The sequence below is a fragment of the Peptacetobacter sp. AB800 genome (assembly GCF_047807365.1).
Taxonomy (GTDB): domain Bacteria; phylum Bacillota; class Clostridia; order Peptostreptococcales; family Peptostreptococcaceae; genus Peptacetobacter.
Genome location: NZ_JBLOUI010000014.1, coordinates 19,526 through 38,653, shown reverse-complemented (window position 1 = coordinate 38,653; position 19,128 = coordinate 19,526). Strand labels below are relative to the sequence as shown.

Sequence of the window (19,128 nt, the reverse complement as noted above, 5' to 3'; positions counted from 1 at the left end):
GCATTTGATAAGATTTTTTCATATGCTATTTTGAATTATTTTTTATATGGATATGTGATGATGCTACTTCGAACTATTTTTGTATTGACACATAAAGTGTACTAGTTTTATAATACACTTATAAAAAGGTGTATGATACGGCTAGTACACTTTTAAAATGTAGACTTTGAAATATGAATATTAAAAAATGGAGTTGATATTATGGACGAAAAATTATTAAGACATAAAAGAGTAACGTCTATTCTATTTATTGTATATTTCTTGCTACTTACATGGATTATCGTGTTTAAGATGGAGCTTTCTATGAGCAACTTAGTGGCAGAAAGAAGTATAAATTTCATTCCTTTTAAGGAATCAGCGATAGTAAATGGAAGGATTTCATTTAGTGAAATTATAAATAATGCAATAGTATTTATTCCTATTGGTGTGTTTACAGCAATGCTTGCAGATAACCTAAAATTTATAAAAATGGCAGCTGTACCTTTTGGAATAAGCTTGTTCTATGAAATAACACAGTATATTTTTGCAGTTGGTGCATGTGATGTAACTGATTTGATAAATAACACTTTAGGTGGGATTGTAGGGATATTGATCTTCAAACTGCGGAGAAAAGTTCTTGGAGATAAGGCATACAAGGTTGTAAATATTTTCTCTATCATGTGTGTGGTGCTGATAGTGATTATGATAGGAGCTTTAATATTCTTAAATTAAGATAAAAAAAGCTCAACAAGCTCTTAAATTGCAGCATGAACAGATTAAGAAGGAAAAGAAAATTGCTCGCAAGGAAAGAGTAGAAGCTGAAAGAGAAAGAAAAAGAGAAATCCACATATTGAAAAAGAAAGAAAAACATAAAGGTCATTAATTTGAAGAAGCTAGTTAACTTTGTACAGAGTTGACTAGCTTTTTTATTTTATAAGGTTAGTGCAAGATTACTATGTTATCATATTATTAAATATAGAAAAAATTAAGGTGGTATTATTATGAAAAAAATATTAATAGCAGACGACGATAAAGAATTATGCAAACTAATACAAATAACACTAAAAAGTGAAAACATAGATTCTAAAATATGCTTTAGCGGAATAGAAGCGATAAACGAACTTGAAAAAGACGAATATATTATGCTGATTCTAGATGTTATGATGCCGGGATTAGACGGATTTAGAACACTTGAAATAGTTAGGGAAAGCAGCGATATTCCTGTACTTATGCTAACTGCAAAGGATGACACATCGAGCAAAGTCAAAGGACTTCGACTTGGAGCAGATGACTATATAACAAAACCTTTTAATACAGAGGAATTTCTGGCTAGAGTTGATTCATTGATTAGAAGATACAATATGAATAACAAACAGAGCAAAAACACAGAAAATTATAGAGAAAGTTTGTATTTTGAAGGATTAGAAATTTTACCTGATGAATACTCTGTAAAAACTGATAAAGGGATGATTGAATTGTTGCCAAAGGAATTTGATATTTTATACTTTTGTGCAATTAATCAAGGGCGAATACTCACTAAAAAACAGATATATGAAGCTGTATGGAATGAAAGTTATGCATTTGACGACAATAATATAATGTCCGTAATAAGCAGGATAAGAAAGAAAATAGAAGAAGATTCTTCAAATCCTAAATACATTCAAACTGTGAAGGGCATAGGATATAGATTTAATAAGGGGGTATAAATATGCAAGTTTTATATTTCTTACTGGCAATCTCTTTACTTTTAAATATAGTTTTGTGCAGCAAGGTAATATCTATAAATAAAAAGATATCTGAATCTATTGAGGTATTAGATGATATAAAAAAAGGCAATGGAAATAGGAAGATATTATCAAAAGACAATGATAATTTTTCTGGAATAATATATAAAATAAACGAGATTGTATATTTATACGAGGAAAAGTTAACAGAATTTAGAAAAAAGGAAAATGCGAATAATCAGCTATTGACTAGCCTTTCTCACGATATAAGAACTCCTCTAACATCTATAATTGGATATACAGATGCAATAAAAAAAGAATTATTAAAGTATGGATTAAACTACAAATACGATTTACAAAGTGTAATTGAAAATCATAATACCTTAGAAAATAATAAAATTATAGAGAATTATATAGATATTGTAAGAGAAAAATCTTACTCTCTTAAAGAATATTTGGATAATGTATTTGATTGGTTTAAATTAAATTCCAATGAATTCTACTTAGATTTAAAGGATACTGAAATTACTGAGCTTAGTAGAAATATTATAAAAAGCTGGATTGTAATATTTGAAGAAAAGGATATAGATTTTGATATAGAAATAGAAGAAAAAGAGATAATATGCAACTTAGATCAAAATGCTTATGCAAGGGTTATAAATAATATAATCCAAAATGCAGTTGAGCACAGCAAGACTAAAAAAATTCAAATTTCAATAAAAGAAAGTAATAGAAAAATATTTATAACTATAAAAGATTTTGGAGTAGGGATAGAGCCGGATGACTTGGAGCATATTTTTGATAGACTTTACAAATGCGACAAGGCTAGAAACAAGGTCGGAAGCGGATTAGGGCTTTATATTACTAAAGAACTTGTAGAAAAAATGAACGGTTGTATAAACGTAAAAAGCGAAGTTGGAGAAGGAACAGAATTTGAAATCACCTTTGAAATATAAGGTTTATGCAAGGTTGGTGCAATGTATATGTTAGGTTTAAGTATTACAATTTAATTAAAGAAAGAGAGGCGATTATATATGAGTGAATATGTAATAGAAACAAAAGGGTTAACTAAAGAATACAATGGAAAAAGAAGTGTTTCTGATTTAAACCTACATATAAAAAAGGGAAGAATATACGGACTTTTAGGTAGAAATGGAGCAGGTAAGACTACAACAATGAAGATGATTTTAAATCTGATAGATTCATCAGCTGGAGAAGTAATAATATTTGGAAAAAGTATGAAAAAATACAACAAGGAAATTCTACCAAGAATAGGCTGCTTAATAGAATCTCCTGGATTTTATCCGAACTTAACTGGTACAGAAAACTTAAAAATATTTGCTCAGCTTAGAGGTATTCCTAAAAGAAATGCTATAAAAGAATCACTAGAGTTAGTTGGACTAAAGTACAATGATAAAAAGTTATTCTCGCAATATTCTATGGGTATGAAGCAAAGACTTGCAATAGCGCTTGCTGTTATGCATGATCCTGAGATTTTAATATTAGATGAACCCATAAACGGACTTGATCCTATAGGAATAGCAGAAGTTAGAACTTTTATAAGAAAATTATGTACTGAAAAAGGCAAAACAATTCTAATTTCTAGCCATATTTTATCTGAAATAGAGCTTATTGCGGATGATATTGGAATTATAGATAATGGAGTTTTATTGGAAGAGGAAAGCTTAGAAGAACTAGAAAATAGAAATAAAAAATACATCAAATTAGTTACACCTAATGATTCAAAAGCGGTTAAAGTTTTAGAAGCATGTTTTAATATTAAAAATTATTCTGTTGAAAAGAACGGAATAAAAATATATGATTTAGATTTAGTTATTCCAGAGTTGGTTAGAGAGCTTGTGAAGGAAGGGATTGCTGTAGAAGAAATACGGATGAAAGAAGACACACTTGAAGATTATTTCAAGAGAATAACTGGGGGTGCTGGAATTGCTTAAACTAGTTAAATGTGAATTTTTAAAATTGAAGAGGAAAAAATTTATCCCTATTGGAGTAATATTTTCTTTACTTTTCCCAATAGCACTCACTTTTATCGTAAAGGGACAGTTTATTTCAGGAGAGTATTTGAGCCAAAAGGACGCATTTGATTCTTTGTTTGATATGGTTATAGTGTACGGAATGCAGTTTTTACTTCCTTGTATGTTAGGAATACTTGCAGCTATAATTTTCTTTGAAGAAAGAGATAACGACACTTTTAAAAATCTAAAAGCAATACCTATAACATCAACACAATTAGTAATTTCCAAGATTATTTTAATGCTTATTTGTTCGATTATATTCTGTTTACTATCATGTATAGCATCAGGAATTTGCGGATTAATCTTTTTTGAATTAAATGATTTTGGATATAAGTTATTAATCTCTGCGGAAATGGGCATACTTATGGGGATAGGTATTTTACCTTTAGTAGTTGTCGTCGTATATTTTAGTAAAACATACATATTTTCAATTTTACTATGTGTATTTTGGACTAGCTTGAATACATTGATAACAGCGATGTACGATGTTTTACCTAAGTTTGTATTATGGATTTTACCAATTCCACTTTCTATGTTCTGGTCGTCAAAAGAGCTGCTTGAAAGAGGAGTGGTATTAGACTTATCAGAGTTTCAAAAGCTTAATTTATTACCAAGTACTTTAGAAACAATTGCTATATTAGGAGCAATAGGTATAATTTCAATATTCTTAATTGATTACATATACAGAAAGAGAAGTGAATAATATGATTACTATAATAAAAACAGAATTTTTAAAATTAAAAAGATACCACATACTATTATCTGGAGTTTTTATGATGCTTTTATCTGTAGTACTTACTATATTTACTTCTACTGCAAATGATGGATCATTTTGGGATTTTAGATATTTGTACGAGCAAGTGATTAAAAATAATATGACATTGATATTTCCAGTTTGTATTACGTTAATTTCAGGATATATCATGAATAGAGAATATGACAATGATACGATGAAAAATATACTTACTGTTCCTATTTCATATAAGAAACTTGTATTTTGTAAGTTGATTGTGTGTGGAGTTGTTTCAATTCTATTTGGATTCTGCTGTTTTGTTTTTACAATAATAGGAGAGAAAATAATGAATTTTCCAGGATTTACAATGAGATATGCTATAGAAGCGTTGTTTAGCATAACTGCAAACAGTTTATTCCTTTATATTGCAACAATGCCGATAATAGTACTATCTTGGAGAAAGCAAAAAGGATACTTAATCGGTGCAATAGCAGCATTTGTATATGGATATTCTGGATTACTAGCATCATCAAAAATGGCTCTAGCAAACATATATCCAATAACTGCAACATTAGGATTAATAGGATATAGAAATTATGACATAAGTGTAAATTGGAACATAGGACTAAACATAACATCAATCACCTTAATGATACTACTATCTATACTAATAACAACAAAATCAAACATAAATATGGACAACTCAAAAGAAAAAAAGAAAAAAACTAAAACAAAAAAAGGATGGTAGAATTTATTATTGTTTTAAATATTTTATTTTCATCTGCCATTCTCAAAAGAGTAAAATTTAAAATTAATATAATATTAATGGCTGTTAGCAAGAATTTTGCAAGCAGGTCTTTTTAAGACTTAAATACAAGTAGGTCGCATCGACAATTCTGCAAGCGCCTCGCAACTCTGAAATGTGTTACTCTAACAATGCGAGGCGCTGAAGCCTGGAGAGCGAATACTTGTATTAAGTCAAAAGGCTGCTGCAAAATCTGCAACAGCCATTATATTATATTTAGTGTAAATTTACCTTTCCTTTTACTCCTCTAAATCCCCCTGTACAAGTAGGGCAAGCTAGTACAAGTTTGTCATCTATTCCAGATACATTCTCTATATCATACTCAGCAGTTTCAATAAATCCAAATTTACCAAAATACTCAGGATCTCCAACGACAAAAGCTCCTGGATAACCAAGTTCTGCAGCCATCATACAAGCATTGCAGATAAGCATTCCACCAAGTCTATTATCTCTCTCATCCTCGGCTACGACAATCTGTTCAACTCTAACGCCATGGAAAACTCCACCATCGTCAGTTTCAACATCTAGCTTAGAAAGTATTACATGTCCTATTATTTTACCGTCTTTTTCAGCTATAAATTCACATTCTGGAACGTATGTATCTCTATTTCTTATTTCATAAACAAATTCCCGTTCATTTCCAGTTGAATTTTTTGCTGTTTCAAAGGCAGTTTTTACAAATCTGTATATTTCTTCATAATCTGATTCTTTTACATTTCTTATTAACATTTTAAATAATTCCTTTCTAAAATTACTTATTTATGAAAATGATTTCATACTATTATTATAATCTATTTATCTAATTTTGTAATCCATTTACCACTGCTAAATCTAAGCAATACCAATAAAGATCTTAAAAGCTGGTCTGCAATAAGTGCAATCCAAGCACCTTCAAGTCCCATATGGAATACATTAATCATTATTATTGCAAGAACTGGTCTTAAAAATAGAGTAGTTACTGTAATAATCATTGCAGTTGCTTTTGTATCTCCAGCACCTCTAAGAATACCACTTATGATAAACTGTGAGCCCTGAGGAATTTGTATAATAGATACCATTAAAAGTATTTTCGCTCCTAGATTGACTATCTCTGGATCTGAATTGTACAGAGAAATTATCTGTCTTGGGAATACGAAGAATAAAATCATTAAAACTACAGAAACAAGTGTACCTGTTCTTCTTGATCTTACGGCGTATAATTGAGCCATATCAGCTCTTTTTTTACCCAAACTTTGACCTACAAGAGAAGTCGCTGATACTGCAAATGCCTGTCCATTCATAAATGATAGCGCTTGTATATTCATACAAACATTGTGCACTGCAAATGCAAGTGTTCCAAGTGATGCAACTGTCTTTGCATAGGCTATTAAACCAATACGCATAACAATCTGTTCTATAAGTGCTGGAATACCTATATCAGATATATCTCCCATCATTTTTAAGTTTGGCTTCATACCATCCTTAAGTCTAAATCTAACATAATTTCTATCTCCAGTAACCGCAACACAAGCCATAATAAATGATGCAAATTGACCAATTACAGTTGCTATTGATGCACCTGCAACGCCAAGTTCTGGGAAACCAAAGTTTCCGTAGATTAAAGCATAGTTAAATACAACATTTACTAAATTTCCCATTAAATTATATATCATTGCTGTTTTAGAATTTCCTGCACCTCTAAGTGCTGCTGTGATAGTACCTGTAAGTCCCAATGCTAAAATACCAAACATCTGTATTTTTAAGTATTCTGTTCCTTCCTTTAAAGAAAGAGCATCTGTCGCACCCATAAACTTGATAATAGGTTCTGCTGTGAAAAACATTATTATTGAAATTAATACTGATATGAATATATTTACTAAAATTGCCTGTCTAAGTACGAGATTTGCTTTCTCTTGTTTTCCCCGTCCTTTATTACGAGCAACTAGAGCAGTTGTACCTACATTTATAGATGTCAAAATTGCTATTATTAGGAATTTTGGTTGAGTGGTAAGCCCAACAGCAGTAAGCGCTGAGGCTCCAAGTCGACCGACCATTATCATATCGACCATAGACGCCAACTGAGTTAACATAAGTTCTAAAAGAGAAGGCCATGCTATTGTCACGATATCTTTGTAAAGCATCTTAGATGTAATGCCAGAAGGAATTGTTTTACTTGAATTTAAATAGGTTTGCGTGGTTTCTCCAGGCTCCAATAAATCCAATGCTAATTTTTGTTGAGGTTTCAATTTTATCCCTCCCTCTTAATATTTAGTTTTTTATCTTTACATTATAAATTATATCACTTGATTATACTATTTTCTATAAATTCAAAAAAAATTATAATACAAAAAGATTATATTATAAAATAATTATATAGAAAGGTGCAAATAATTTATAAATAAGCATATCATCTATTTATAATTAATATTATTCTATCAAAAATAAAAAATGGCATTAAATCCATTGGATAAAATGCCATTAAAAATTCATTATATAAAATTTATTATATTTTATACTATTTAATTTTCTATATATTCTTTCTTGAATGTAAATCCTTTACCATGAACTTCATTTACTTTGCTCACTATCATAAATGCGTTTGGATCTATTTCAAGAACTTTGCTATTTAAAGCAGGAAGCTCTCTATTAGAAATAACAGTAAGAACAACTGGATACTCATTTTTCATATATCCTGTTTCTGCCTGAAGTAGAGTAGTACCTCTATCTATTTCAGTTGATATCATAGTGTTTATCTTTTCGTATTCTTTAGAGACTATCTTAACCTGAGTTTGAGATTTACCCATAACAAGCACATTATCTAAGACTAAAGTATAAGTCATAACTAGAAGTATTCCGTATAATACCATCTCTTTGTTTGTAAATAACATCTGAGAAAGAAGTATTAAAAAGTCGAAGAAATACATACTAACTGATACTGGAATACCAACTTTTTTATTTATAACTAGTGGTGGTATATCCATACCTCCAGTAGATGCTCCACACTTAATAACTATACCTATAGCAACACCTATCATAATACCAGCGCATAAAACAGCAAGTAAATTATCGCTTGTCATACCACCGTAACCGATTGTCTTCTCAAAGAAAGCAAAAGCAGTAGGGTAGAAGAATGTACTAATTAAAGTAGAAAGTGCGAACTTCTTACCTAAAACAAATAAACCTACAAGGAACATAACTCCATTAAAAACAAAAATAAATCCAGACATTGGAATACCAAACTGATTGTATAATAACAATGAAAGCCCTGTAGTTCCTCCTGTAATAAGATTATTTGGCACTATAAACAGAACAACTGCTAAAGCGTAAATAGCATTCCCTATAAGAATCGCTACTATATTAAAAATAGTCTTCCATGAAAAATTCTCTTTCATACTAAACCCCCTTATTAAATTGTATTTTCTGAAAATAAAATATATTTCAATATAATTTTAAAAACATAAGCATAAAAGCTCACTATTACTAATTATATAATTAAAATCAACTTAATTCAACACAAATAACAAACTTCTCCAACTATCTCCATCTTCAAGTACACTATGAACTATATAATTTGAATAAAAATATTTTGAATGTCGCAGATAATTACTGTGGCAATCCCTTCTTTAGATCCTTATCTTTAATCATTTTAATAATGTGCAAAGGAAAAGACTAGTTTAAATTAAAGCGACAATTCTGCAAGCGCCTCGCAACTCTGAAATGTGTTACATAATCAGAGCGAGGCGCTGAAGCCTGGAGCAAAATTTAACTAGTCTTTTCCCTATATTATTTACGTTTAAAGTAAGAAATAAAGAAGGGATGCCACAGTATGCTGCGACATCCCAAAATATTTTTATTCAATTATATAGCTCTAGTATACTCTTTAAGCCAAGTTCTTTCTTCTTCAGTTAAGTGTGGTCCTATTTTTTCGAATACCTGTCCGTGGTACCAGTTTAGATAATCTTTTTCTTCTTTAGTCATAAGCTCTGGATCTATACCATCTAAATCTATTGGAGCAAATGTTATAACTTCGAAGTTCATAAACTGTCCGTATAAGTTCTTTTCAGCTTTTTTACAAACTATTTCGTTTTCTATTCTTATACCATGAGAACCTTCTATATATATACCTGGTTCATTAGTAGTTATCATACCTTCTTCAAGAACAGCAGAGTCAAATCTTTCAGGAACTAATCTCCATCTGAATCCATTTGGAGCTTCGTGAACGTTAAGAACATGACCTATACCATGTCCAGTACCGCACTGATAATCTATTCCCATTTTCCACATAACCCCTCTACAAAGTATGTCAAGGTTGTATCCGTGGCATCCGTATAAGAATTTAGCTAATGATAAGTTTATCATACCTCTAACAACTGAAGTGAAGTGAAGTTTTAATTCATCGCTTAATTCTCCTAATACAAATGTTCTTGTTATATCAGTTGTACCGTCTAAGTACTGTCCACCTGAATCTAATAAGTATAAGTGTTCTGGTTTTAATTCTACATCAGTTTCTGGAGTAGAAGAATAATGCATCATAGCAGCGTGTTCTTTGTAAGCTGATATACTTCCAAATGAAGTATCAAAGAAATCTTTCTGCTGAGCTCTAAATTCTTCTATTTTAGCCTGAGCAGTAAGTTCTGTTATACCACCTTTAGCTACGTTATTTTTTAACCAATACATGAATTTAGTTATAGCAACACCATCTTTTATATGAGCATTTCTTGTGCAAGCAAGTTCTGTTTCGTTTTTGCAAGCTTTGAAGAATAAAGATGGGTTGTAGTCAACTATTTTTTCAGCAACTATATTATTGAATATAGCGTAGTTTAATTTAGTTCCGTCAACAAGAACTTTTTCTTCTGCTGGTATACCTTTAACGAATTCGTAAACATCGTTGTATGGTAATATTTCTATTTTTTCAGCTGCAAATATTGCTTTTAAATCTTCTGGTAATTTAGTTTCATCTAAGAATAAGCAAACTTTGTCAGCAGTTATAACTGTGTAAGCTAAAACAACTGGACTGTGAGCTACATCTCCACCTCTCATGTTGAATATCCAAGCGATATCATCAAGAGTAGTTATTACGTGGTGAGAAGCACCTTTTTCTGCCATTTTTTCTCTTATTCTAGTTAATTTAGATGCTATACTTTCACCAGTGAATTTAACATCTAATGCAAAAGCTTTAGCGTCAGATAAAGCTGGTCTTTCTGCCCATATTTCATCTATTAAATCATACTGATATTCTATTTTTATGTTTTTTTCAGCTAAAACAGCAGTAAGTTCATTTCCTTCGTTAGCAGATATAACTCTACCATCAAATCCTAGAACAGATCCTTCTGGAAGGTTAGCAACTAAGAATTCAGTTGTAGTAGGGAATCCTTCTACACCCATTTTCATTAATTCTATTCCAGTTCCTTCTAACTGTTTTTCAGCCTGTATGAAGTATCTTCCGTCAGTCCAAAGTCCTGCGAAATCTTTAGTTACTATAACAGTACCAGCTGAACCATTGAATCCACTTATGAATTCTCTTGATTTGAAGTATTCTCCAACATATTCACTCTGATGGAAGTCAGCTGATGGTATCATGTAAGCATCTATATTTTTTGCTGCCATGATTTCTCTTAATTTAGATAGTCTTTCTCTTATATCCATTTTTTTACCCTCCGTAAAAATATCTATTCTCTGTGTCATTTGAAATACGTTTTCTCAGACACAAATTTAGGATAACACTTTATCATCATTTATACAACTGTTCTGAAAATATGATAAATTTTAAAAATATTGGAATTTCAACATATTTAGAATTTATAGTAAAAAAATATAAATAATCAAAAATCAATAATTTTTTTATATGAAATTTAAAACTGCCAATTTCAAATATTAAATTTATAATGTTATAGTAAATCTCTATTATACTATTAGATAAAACTATGATAAAATAGATAAGTAGATTAATAATGTAAAATAATAATCAAACAAATTATATATATACAAAAAGTGGGAGGAGTAAAGTTAATGTACAGTATAGGCGTTGATTCAGGATCAGTAGCAACAAAAGGGGTTTTATTTGATGGAGAAAAAATAGTAAAAAAAATAATAGTTCCAACAGGATGGAGCCCAATGACTACTGCTAATGAAGTTTATGAAAAATTAAAAGAAGGTATACCAGAAGAAGAAATCAAAAAAGTTGTAGGTACTGGATATGGTAGAGGAGTAATGGATTTTGCTGATAAAAAAGTAACTGAAATAACTTGCCATAGTAAAGGAATTCACTTTATAAATAATGATGTAAGAACAATACTTGATATAGGTGGACAGGATAGTAAAGTTATAAACCTTGATGAAGATGGAAACGTAGTCAACTTCTTAATGAACGACAAATGTGCTGCAGGTACAGGAAGATTCTTAGAAGTTACTTCTAATATATTAGGAAGCGATATAACTAAAATAGATGAACTAGCAAAAGGAAATCATCCAGTAAACATATCTAGTATGTGTACTGTTTTTGCTGAATCAGAAATAGTAAGTTTACTAGCTCAGAACGTTCCAACAGGAGAAGTTGCCGCTGGTATATTAAAATCAATAGCAAATAAATCTACTTCTATGTTATCAAGAGGAGAAATAGTAGACAAGGTAGCATTCACTGGTGGACTTGCAAAAAGTAGTGAACTTGTTAGAATGATTTCTGAAATAATAGGAAAAGATATATTCTTAGCTGAAGATACTCAGATAATAGGTGCATTAGGTGCTGCTGTTATAGGATTTGGTAGAAGATAATTTAATAAAAAGAATTTTTAGAGATATCCAAAAGGGTATCTCTTTTTATATGCAAAAATTTTCAATATTGTAGTTCAAATATGTGATATAATCGAATTATATAATTAATATAAAATAATTATCTTTTCAAATAAAAATTACAAATGAGAAGGGGATTTGACATGAGACAGAAAAAAGTAAAAAAATTAACTCCTATACGGAAATCTAAATATTTAAGCATGTACGAAATGAAATACGAATCTAAAGATAAATCTGAAAAAAGTTGGATGTTAGCGACAAGAAAATCAGAAGAAGAACTTAATAATATGTATTTTGGCGATGGAAATGATAGAGATGACGCTGTTGTAATGGTTCCATACCATATAGATGAGGACAAACTAGTGATAATAAGAGAATATCGTGTTCCTTTAGATGATTACGTATATTCACTTCCTGCAGGACTTATAGATCCAGGCGAAGATATAGAAGTTTGTGCAAGAAGAGAATTAAAGGAAGAAACAGGTCTAGACCTTGTTGAAATAAATAAAATGGATAGCGGATTTGGTCTGTACCCATCTCCTGGTATGACAGATGAATCATTCTCACTACTTTACTGCACTTGTAAAGGTGAGCCATCTAATGAATATCTTGAGCCAACAGAAGAAATACAGACTTTATTAATAGACAGACAGCAGGCTGTTGAAATATTGAAAAGTAAATCAAACATGGATGTAAAGGCATTTTTAGCATTACAGATATTTATAGCTGTTGGGAAGGACAACGAAAACTAGGAGATAAAATAATTGAAGATTTTTTATACATATATAATAAGATGTAAAAAAGACACATTATATACTGGATATACAACTGACATAAAAAGAAGAATGATTGAACATACAGATGGGACAAACTGCAAATACACTAAAAACTACGGATTTAAAAAGCTTGAAGCATACTTTGAAAGCAGCAGTAGAAGCACTGCAATGAAGTTAGAGTGTTACATAAAGAAGATGACAAGGGCTAAAAAATTAAAAATTATTGAAAATCCGAATATTTTAGTGGAAATGTTTCTAAAAGATAAGGGAGAGCATATAAGAATTGGTAGTATGGATGTGGATATCATTAACAATGAAGTATATAAATTTTAAAAAAATATAGATTAAGAACAATCTATAATAAATTAGAATAATTATTTATGAATACACGAACGATTATAATATTGACAGATTATTTATTGAGTTTATAATATATATTATAAGACAATTAAATCTGATAATAGTTCGTGTATTTTTTATGGAAAATACTAGATAAATTCAAATTATTATTAGAATTATGACGTTAAATTTTTCTAAACTAGAATTAAAAACGGAAGGATACAAATAAACTTATGAAAATAGTAGTTGCATGTACTGGTGGAATGTCTACAGATATACTAGTAGACAGAATGAAAAAAGAAGCAGAAAGCAGAGATATAGCTTGCAATATAGAAGCTATTCACAGAAACAAAATAGAGGAAGTTCTTTCAAATGATGATATAGATTTACTTCTTTTAAGCCCACAGCTTATGGGAGAATTTGATCGTATAAAAGCCTTTGCTCCAGGCGAAACAAAAGTAGAAATGTTAGACATGGTAAAATTTGGTGCTTGCGATGGGCATGCTACACTTAATTTTGCTATGGATTTAATAAACGAATAATATAATAGAGGTAAAAATTGAGAAAAAGCTTTAAGAAAATAGTAAAGGTCATAGCTGCTGTATTTTGTACAGTAGTTATACTTTTATGCGCTTATTTAGGTTGGCTTACGGTGTCTGACTACCAGCCACTATACAAAGAAAACCTAGTAATAGCGCATATGACTGATAAGGAAAACGTTGAGTTAGATAAAAAATACTCTATAACAACATATAACATTGGCTTCGGAGCATATAGCCAAGACTTTGATTTCTTCATGGACGGTGGAACAGAATCTAAGGCTAAAGATAGAGAAACTGTCATGAAAAATATCAATGGAGCTGTAGATGAATTAAACAAAATAGATCCGGACTTTGCATTTGTTCAGGAGATAGATATCAACAGTTCAAGAAGTAGAAAGACCGACCAAAGAGCACTTGTCGCACATGGATTAGATGACGAATATACAAACTGCTTTGCATTTAACTACAAAGTTCCGTACATAATATATCCATTTAGCGATATGCATGGTAAGGTATCTGCTGGACAGGGTACATACAGCAAGTATAAATTTGAAACTGCTGAGAGGATTTCTCTTCCTACAGATCAGAGTTGGCTTGCTAGATTATTTGGACTAGATAGATGCATGATAGTAAATAGAGTAAAAACAACTAATAATAAAGAGCTTGTTCTTATAAATCTACACATGTCTGCATACGACAAAGGTGGAGAATATAGACAAAAGCAGCTTAATATGTTAGAAGAAATACTTGAAGATGAGTACAAAAAAGGGAATTATGTAATAGCTGGTGGAGATTGGAATCATGTAATTCCTACTACAGATATAAATAAATTTGCAAAAACTGAGGAAAGACCTGATTGGTATGATTACATTCCAGAAAATTTTAATCCAAAGGGATATAGATTTGAGGTAGATGAAAACGTACCCACAAACAGAACTGCTGGAATTCCTTATGATAAAGATGTAAATTTCACAGCTATTATAGACGGATTTATAGTATCTGATAATATAAATGTTGTCGCTAAAAAGGGAAGCGATTTACAGTTTAAATACTCAGACCACAATCCAACAACAATAGAATTTAAATTAAAATAAAGATAACTTAGGAGATGAATGTGATTAAATCATCTCCTTTTTTGATGCAGAATTTATGAATAATTATTTTATCATTTAAAATATTTTCAAGTAGTATTGACGGGATTGAGAAAAATGATTATAATTTATATATGATAACGAATATCAATATATATAAATATAAATTTTCAATAACATAAATTATAACAAAGGGAGTGAATAAATTGCTTAAAAATAATGTAAAAATAGATTTTAATAACAAAACAGAGCTAAAAAATCAAATTGTAGAGGAACTAAAGTCTAAGGGACATAGAATAACTTTTCAAAGAAGATTAATCCTGGATACTATTTTAAGCAATGAAACTCTTATGATAAAAGAGGTGTATTATAACGTTAGAAAAAAGGATAGATCTATTGGTTTAGCGACTGTTTATAGATTTATTAAAATACTTCAGGAAGCCGGAATAATAGATGAAAATGAAAAATTCACATTTGCCAACGCCAATGATAACGTGGAATGTGGTGATTGCAGCGTAACTCTTCAAAATGGAGAAGTTGTAAACATAGATTGCTGTGAACTATACTCAGCAGTTAAAAATATATTGGTCAACAAAGGATACAACGATGATTTAAAAATCGACAGTATCAACACGACAAGAGCAAAAAAATAATTTTTTAAAAGGTTAATAATTAAAATTTCAAATATAAACTAAGACTCCTATACTATAATCGTATGCCAACTCCTAAAAGTATAGGAGTTTTTTATTGTTTAAATATAATCCATTATGAAGCATTTATTGTAAAAGATTTTCCGTTATGATATAATTTCTTTCAAACGGAGGTGTTGTATATGATAAAGAAGATAACTATGCAACAAGCTATATTTATGCTATCAAACTTACAAAAGAAGGAAGCCAAACTAAAACAGCAGTTTTACGGCTCTTGTAGAGATATTCCTTTAAAAAAAGATGGAGAATCTGTTGTAAGTCAGGAATTGGTAGAGAAAAATATAGATAGATTTAAGGAATATAAAATATTATTAAAAGATATTGTAAATCTTAAAAAAGCTATACATGCTGGTAACAATAAGGTTGTTTATGAAGGAAAGACATTAAATGATTTATTAATAGAGGCGAAAATGGGTAGACAGTATTTAAGTCTTTTAGAAGTAATGATTCACGATTCGAGAATTAGTCTTGAGCCAAATCTTGGAGTTATAGAATACGGAAACCCAAACATTGAAATGTTTGCTGAGGAAATAGAGTCTTTGGATTTAGAAAATAAATTAAATGAACTATCTCAGCTAATAGAAAAACTAAACACAGAAGTAGAAATATCAGTAGAGCTAGAAAATGCATAAGGAAAAGAGTATAACTACTCATCTGCTCCAGGCTTCAGCGTCCCACTATGTTAGAGTAACACATTTATGTGAAGTTTATAAATTTATTGTAGGTAAATACTTTTTGAAATATAGTAGCCGTGCAAAGACGAAAAAAGCTTATTATACAGAAAACGGATTTCGATTTTACAATTTTCATTAATTTACACATTACGAATTACGAATAATAAAAAGAAAAACAGTAAATCAATCATTGTAAACACGAAATTGTACGGCGATGGCTGGATTTTTCTAGCAAAAACTAAAGGGCAGAGAGTTTTGCTTTTAAATCTGCCAACTGAGCATCTGATTTAATTCAGGTGCTCTTTTTTATTAGAGCATAGATTAAGATATATTCTTTTTTTATGCCAAAATTTAAAAAGATATGTTATAATAAATATAGAAAAAGAACCACGCAAAAGAGTGGTCGATATAGAAAAGGTAATTTAATAAAAAACTTTATTTTTTACCGTCTCTTCTATTGCCAGTAGAAGGGCGGTTTTTTATTTTATCATAAATTAGATTTATTAATAAGCCGTCTAATACGGGTATTATCGCAATCTCTAACAAGATAATAATAAAATCTTTCATAGTTATCACCTCCTTTCATCAGAAAGTAGGTTTAAACTATCAACCACCCTTTTCTTTACGTGATTCCAAAAGTGATTATAACATATATTTTTAACAAAATGGATGATATTTTAAGCTTTTCAATAAAAGTAACAAAATTGTTACTTTACAGATTAGGTGTACTAACATTATAATACAGTTAATAGCAAAAGTATTTTCAAAAAAGTGTACTGTCTGTGTAGTACATCGAGATAAAAATAATTAAAATCTCACCACACAATCGTGATAGGAGCTGCCGTACTTCTATCAATTATTTTTACCTTAGCTGTACTATACAGATAATACGCTAACCAAAAGAGAAAAAATTTTTTACAAGAAGTGTACCATACAAATAGTACACCTCGGAAAGGAGAATTTATGTATTTCGAAATAGACTCAAGCTCTCCTATATATTTACAGATAATAAAAAACATCAAAAGAAGAATAATAATAGGGGAATTAATGCCAGGAGATGAGATACCATCAAGAAGAGAGATGGCATCAAGTTTAAAAGTAAATCTTAACACAGTACAGAAAGCATATAAGGAGATGGGCGATATGGAATTAATAACAACATTTGGAAACCATCAGAGCAGAATAACATCAAATCCAGAGGTGATAGCATCTTTAAAGGCTGAGATGGTGAACGAATCTCTTGAAAAATTTATCAAGGATATGAAATCAATAAACGTTGAAAAAGAAGAAATAATAAAACTAATAGAAAGATTTTACGACTAAAAATAACTAAAATCGGTATAGAAATTTTGCCAATCTATTTTTAAAGGCTATTGATTATGGCAGAAGAGGAGGACAAAATGTTAGAAGTTAAAAATGTCAGCAGATCATTTAGAAAACTAAGTGGAATAAAATACAAAAAATTCAAAGCTCTAGATGATGTAAGTTTTAATATAGAAAAAGGAAAAGTCACAGCTCTACTTGGGATAAACGGTGTTGGTAAAACAACAGTTATGAAAATAATGGCTGGACTTATCAAACCAGACTCAGGAGAAGTACTTATTGATGGAGAAAAATTTAATCAGAATAGCTACAACAAAGTTGCATTTGTTCCAGATATAAACATACATTTCGCAAATACAAAAATATCAGAAATGTTCGAATTTATGGAAGTATTCTACAAAAATTGGGATTCTGAAATGGCAGAAGAAATGCTAAAAATATTTGGATTAAATGAAGACGATATAATAGACAACCTATCAAAAGGGAATATAGCTAGAGTTAAGTTAATAATAGGATTTGCTCAGAAACCAGAGTATCTATTACTAGACGAACCATTCTCAGGAATAGACTTCTTTAAAAGAGAAGAATTCATAAGCTTAATACCAGAATATATGAATGAAAATCAAGCTATTGTAATAACTACTCACGAAATATCAGATATAGAAAACATAGTAGACGATGTAATATTCATAGATGAAGGAAAATTAGTAATGAGCTTAAATGCGGAAGAACTTAGAGAAAGAGAAAACCTATCAATTCTTGAAAAGATGAGGGAGGTATACCAAAATGAGTAAAATATTGGCACTTTCAAATATAGAGCTAAGAAAAAATCTAAAGTTCTATTATATATACTGTGCCACAATATTGGTATCTATCATAGCTGTTAACGGATACTACATTTATATGTCAGCTACTACATACGACTTAACAGAAATGTATAGAAATCAAATTGGCGGAGTATTTTATGGAGCTATGATTCTTGAAGGAAACATGGTTATACATCTTTTACTATCTTTAGGTGTTATTGGAGCTATTTTATACACAAGCGCAATATGGTTAAAAGATTGGAATGGAAGCCATAAGAATATATACACTTATATGATGATACCAGGGAATAATATGAAAATCTATGCAGCAAAAATGCTAAATTCATTATTCTTTGTGTATATGGTTATGATTTGTGAAACAATAGCATTATTTGTATCAAAAACAATATTTAATATGACTTTTGCATCAAAGTGCAATATTATAGACACATCATTCAATGCAGATCTATCATTTGCATCTGATACATTGTTTGTATGCTCAAATGCAATAGACTTCTTAATAGAAAACATACTTTATGTATTTTTAATAATAACTGTAATATCTACACTTATGATAATAATTACAAGTATGAAAAATAAAACTTTAGGATTTATAGTTTTAGGAATATTTGTATTTATCGCAGCTATCTTTGGTGTAAATATAGGAAGTGCAAGTTCTAAAATTTATCAGATACTATTAAATATGGGAATAACTGATAATATGGTTGTTGCAAACATTATGATAGCTATTATTGTTTCGATAATATGCACAGCGATTTCATATTTTCTTTCTAATAGAAAAATGAGCGTGTAAAGGAGGGA

At 30.0% G+C, this 19,128-nt stretch carries 22 protein-coding genes; 17 read left to right on the top strand and 5 right to left on the bottom strand.

Annotated features, from left to right (window positions below; genetic code table 11):
- Positions 1 to 201: 201 nt before the first annotated feature.
- The 7 genes from ACK2WN_RS05920 to ACK2WN_RS05890 all read left to right on the top strand — a co-directional run bounded on the left by ACK2WN_RS05920 (position 202) and on the right by ACK2WN_RS05890 (position 5,220).
- Positions 202 to 711 (top strand): VanZ family protein, encoded by a 510-nt coding sequence (locus ACK2WN_RS05920; protein WP_416155073.1) that lies wholly within the window; start codon positions 202 to 204, stop codon positions 709 to 711.
- Positions 707 to 862 carry a DUF2992 family protein gene (locus ACK2WN_RS05915; protein ID WP_416155083.1) on the top strand — a complete coding sequence of 52 codons (156 nt, stop codon included), beginning with the start codon at positions 707 to 709 and terminating at the stop codon, positions 860 to 862. The genes ACK2WN_RS05920 and ACK2WN_RS05915 overlap by 5 nt, the downstream gene beginning before the upstream one ends.
- A 118-nt stretch (positions 863 to 980) precedes the next feature.
- A complete protein-coding gene (locus ACK2WN_RS05910) occupies positions 981 to 1,685 on the top strand; it encodes a response regulator transcription factor (protein WP_416155072.1) in 705 nt (234 codons plus the stop codon).
- A 2-nt stretch (positions 1,686 to 1,687) separates the two neighbouring features.
- Positions 1,688 to 2,659, top strand: a complete 972-nt coding sequence (locus ACK2WN_RS05905) for a sensor histidine kinase (protein ID WP_416155071.1) — start codon at positions 1,688 to 1,690, stop codon at positions 2,657 to 2,659.
- Positions 2,660 to 2,737: 78 nt separating this feature from the next.
- Entirely contained in the window at positions 2,738 to 3,658 is a 921-nt protein-coding gene (locus tag ACK2WN_RS05900; RefSeq protein WP_416155070.1) for an ABC transporter ATP-binding protein, read from the top strand.
- A complete protein-coding gene (locus tag ACK2WN_RS05895) occupies positions 3,642 to 4,442 on the top strand; it encodes an ABC transporter permease (protein WP_416155069.1) in 801 nt (266 codons plus the stop codon). Before ACK2WN_RS05900 ends, ACK2WN_RS05895 begins: the two co-directional genes overlap by 17 nt.
- Position 4,443: 1 nt before the next feature.
- The gene (locus ACK2WN_RS05890; protein WP_416155068.1) at positions 4,444 to 5,220 is read left to right on the top strand and encodes an ABC transporter permease; all 777 of its coding nucleotides are present in this window, start codon (positions 4,444 to 4,446) and stop codon (positions 5,218 to 5,220) included.
- Positions 5,221 to 5,493: 273 nt separating this feature from the next.
- On the opposite strand, the gene ACK2WN_RS05885 is transcribed toward ACK2WN_RS05890, so the two are convergent.
- The 4 genes from ACK2WN_RS05885 to ACK2WN_RS05870 form a co-directional block, all read right to left on the bottom strand.
- Positions 5,494 to 6,006 (bottom strand): GNAT family N-acetyltransferase, encoded by a 513-nt coding sequence (locus ACK2WN_RS05885; RefSeq protein ID WP_416155067.1) that lies wholly within the window; start codon positions 6,004 to 6,006, stop codon positions 5,494 to 5,496.
- Positions 6,007 to 6,068: 62 nt separating this feature from the next.
- Complete coding sequence (locus ACK2WN_RS05880; protein WP_300530452.1) at positions 6,069 to 7,502, bottom strand: MATE family efflux transporter; 1,434 nt, start codon at positions 7,500 to 7,502, stop codon at positions 6,069 to 6,071.
- Between the two features lie 273 nt (positions 7,503 to 7,775).
- Positions 7,776 to 8,648: a YitT family protein gene (locus ACK2WN_RS05875; RefSeq protein WP_300530449.1), complete on the bottom strand. Its 873-nt coding sequence runs from the start codon at positions 8,646 to 8,648 to the stop codon at positions 7,776 to 7,778.
- Positions 8,649 to 9,114: 466 nt separating this feature from the next.
- A complete protein-coding gene (locus ACK2WN_RS05870) occupies positions 9,115 to 10,902 on the bottom strand; it encodes an aminopeptidase P family protein (RefSeq protein WP_329999664.1) in 1,788 nt (595 codons plus the stop codon).
- A 363-nt stretch (positions 10,903 to 11,265) separates the two neighbouring features.
- Here ACK2WN_RS05870 and ACK2WN_RS05865 point away from each other — a divergent pair, with 363 nt between their 5' ends.
- From ACK2WN_RS05865 to ACK2WN_RS05835, 7 genes are all read left to right on the top strand, one after another.
- The gene (locus ACK2WN_RS05865) at positions 11,266 to 12,027 is read left to right on the top strand and encodes an acyl-CoA dehydratase activase (protein ID WP_416155066.1); all 762 of its coding nucleotides are present in this window, start codon (positions 11,266 to 11,268) and stop codon (positions 12,025 to 12,027) included.
- Positions 12,028 to 12,188: 161 nt separating this feature from the next.
- On the top strand, positions 12,189 to 12,797 hold the full coding sequence (locus tag ACK2WN_RS05860; protein WP_416155065.1) for an NUDIX hydrolase: 609 nt from the start codon (positions 12,189 to 12,191) through the stop codon (positions 12,795 to 12,797).
- 12 nt (positions 12,798 to 12,809) lie between these two features.
- The gene (locus ACK2WN_RS05855) at positions 12,810 to 13,154 is read left to right on the top strand and encodes a GIY-YIG nuclease family protein (RefSeq protein WP_416155064.1); all 345 of its coding nucleotides are present in this window, start codon (positions 12,810 to 12,812) and stop codon (positions 13,152 to 13,154) included.
- Positions 13,155 to 13,393: 239 nt separating this feature from the next.
- Positions 13,394 to 13,702, top strand: coding sequence for a PTS sugar transporter subunit IIB (locus tag ACK2WN_RS05850; protein WP_300531293.1), 309 nt, complete (start codon positions 13,394 to 13,396; stop codon positions 13,700 to 13,702).
- 17 nt (positions 13,703 to 13,719) lie between these two features.
- Complete coding sequence (locus ACK2WN_RS05845) at positions 13,720 to 14,796, top strand: endonuclease/exonuclease/phosphatase family protein (protein ID WP_416155063.1); 1,077 nt, start codon at positions 13,720 to 13,722, stop codon at positions 14,794 to 14,796.
- 203 nt (positions 14,797 to 14,999) lie between these two features.
- Positions 15,000 to 15,446 (top strand): Fur family transcriptional regulator, encoded by a 447-nt coding sequence (locus ACK2WN_RS05840; protein WP_300531288.1) that lies wholly within the window; start codon positions 15,000 to 15,002, stop codon positions 15,444 to 15,446.
- Between the two features lie 179 nt (positions 15,447 to 15,625).
- Positions 15,626 to 16,135, top strand: coding sequence for a hypothetical protein (locus tag ACK2WN_RS05835; RefSeq protein ID WP_300531285.1), 510 nt, complete (start codon positions 15,626 to 15,628; stop codon positions 16,133 to 16,135).
- A 477-nt stretch (positions 16,136 to 16,612) separates the two neighbouring features.
- Here ACK2WN_RS05835 and ACK2WN_RS05830 read toward each other — a convergent pair whose 3' ends face one another.
- Positions 16,613 to 16,744: a hypothetical protein gene (locus tag ACK2WN_RS05830; RefSeq protein ID WP_286164250.1), complete on the bottom strand. Its 132-nt coding sequence runs from the start codon at positions 16,742 to 16,744 to the stop codon at positions 16,613 to 16,615.
- Between the two features lie 396 nt (positions 16,745 to 17,140).
- Here ACK2WN_RS05830 and ACK2WN_RS05825 point away from each other — a divergent pair, with 396 nt between their 5' ends.
- From ACK2WN_RS05825 to ACK2WN_RS05815, 3 genes are all read left to right on the top strand, one after another.
- Positions 17,141 to 17,500, top strand: coding sequence for a GntR family transcriptional regulator (locus ACK2WN_RS05825; protein ID WP_300530242.1), 360 nt, complete (start codon positions 17,141 to 17,143; stop codon positions 17,498 to 17,500).
- Between the two features lie 77 nt (positions 17,501 to 17,577).
- Positions 17,578 to 18,294: an ABC transporter ATP-binding protein gene (locus ACK2WN_RS05820; protein ID WP_300530240.1), complete on the top strand. Its 717-nt coding sequence runs from the start codon at positions 17,578 to 17,580 to the stop codon at positions 18,292 to 18,294.
- On the top strand, positions 18,287 to 19,120 hold the full coding sequence (locus tag ACK2WN_RS05815) for a hypothetical protein (protein ID WP_416155062.1): 834 nt from the start codon (positions 18,287 to 18,289) through the stop codon (positions 19,118 to 19,120). Before ACK2WN_RS05820 ends, ACK2WN_RS05815 begins: the two co-directional genes overlap by 8 nt.
- Positions 19,121 to 19,128 lie beyond the last annotated feature (8 nt).

Bases quoted from the DNA above. Each gene is read 5' to 3' on its own strand.
- ACK2WN_RS05900 (WP_416155070.1), top strand. From the start codon at position 2,738: ATGAGTGAATATGTAATAGAAACAAAAGGGTTAACTAAAGAATACAAT.
- ACK2WN_RS05870 (WP_329999664.1), bottom strand. From the start codon at position 10,902: ATGGATATAAGAGAAAGACTATCTAAATTAAGAGAAATCATGGCAGCA.
- ACK2WN_RS05885 (WP_416155067.1), bottom strand. From the start codon at position 6,006: ATGTTAATAAGAAATGTAAAAGAATCAGATTATGAAGAAATATACAGA.
- ACK2WN_RS05860 (WP_416155065.1), top strand. From the start codon at position 12,189: ATGAGACAGAAAAAAGTAAAAAAATTAACTCCTATACGGAAATCTAAA.
- ACK2WN_RS05920 (WP_416155073.1), top strand. From the start codon at position 202: ATGGACGAAAAATTATTAAGACATAAAAGAGTAACGTCTATTCTATTT.
- ACK2WN_RS05865 (WP_416155066.1), top strand. From the start codon at position 11,266: ATGTACAGTATAGGCGTTGATTCAGGATCAGTAGCAACAAAAGGGGTT.
- ACK2WN_RS05815 (WP_416155062.1), top strand. From the start codon at position 18,287: ATGAGTAAAATATTGGCACTTTCAAATATAGAGCTAAGAAAAAATCTA.
- ACK2WN_RS05830 (WP_286164250.1), bottom strand. From the start codon at position 16,744: ATGAAAGATTTTATTATTATCTTGTTAGAGATTGCGATAATACCCGTA.
- ACK2WN_RS05820 (WP_300530240.1), top strand. From the start codon at position 17,578: ATGTTAGAAGTTAAAAATGTCAGCAGATCATTTAGAAAACTAAGTGGA.
- ACK2WN_RS05850 (WP_300531293.1), top strand. From the start codon at position 13,394: ATGAAAATAGTAGTTGCATGTACTGGTGGAATGTCTACAGATATACTA.
- ACK2WN_RS05905 (WP_416155071.1), top strand. From the start codon at position 1,688: ATGCAAGTTTTATATTTCTTACTGGCAATCTCTTTACTTTTAAATATA.
- ACK2WN_RS05825 (WP_300530242.1), top strand. From the start codon at position 17,141: ATGTATTTCGAAATAGACTCAAGCTCTCCTATATATTTACAGATAATA.
- ACK2WN_RS05890 (WP_416155068.1), top strand. From the start codon at position 4,444: ATGATTACTATAATAAAAACAGAATTTTTAAAATTAAAAAGATACCAC.
- ACK2WN_RS05875 (WP_300530449.1), bottom strand. From the start codon at position 8,648: ATGAAAGAGAATTTTTCATGGAAGACTATTTTTAATATAGTAGCGATT.
- ACK2WN_RS05910 (WP_416155072.1), top strand. From the start codon at position 981: ATGAAAAAAATATTAATAGCAGACGACGATAAAGAATTATGCAAACTA.
- ACK2WN_RS05835 (WP_300531285.1), top strand. From the start codon at position 15,626: ATGATAAAGAAGATAACTATGCAACAAGCTATATTTATGCTATCAAAC.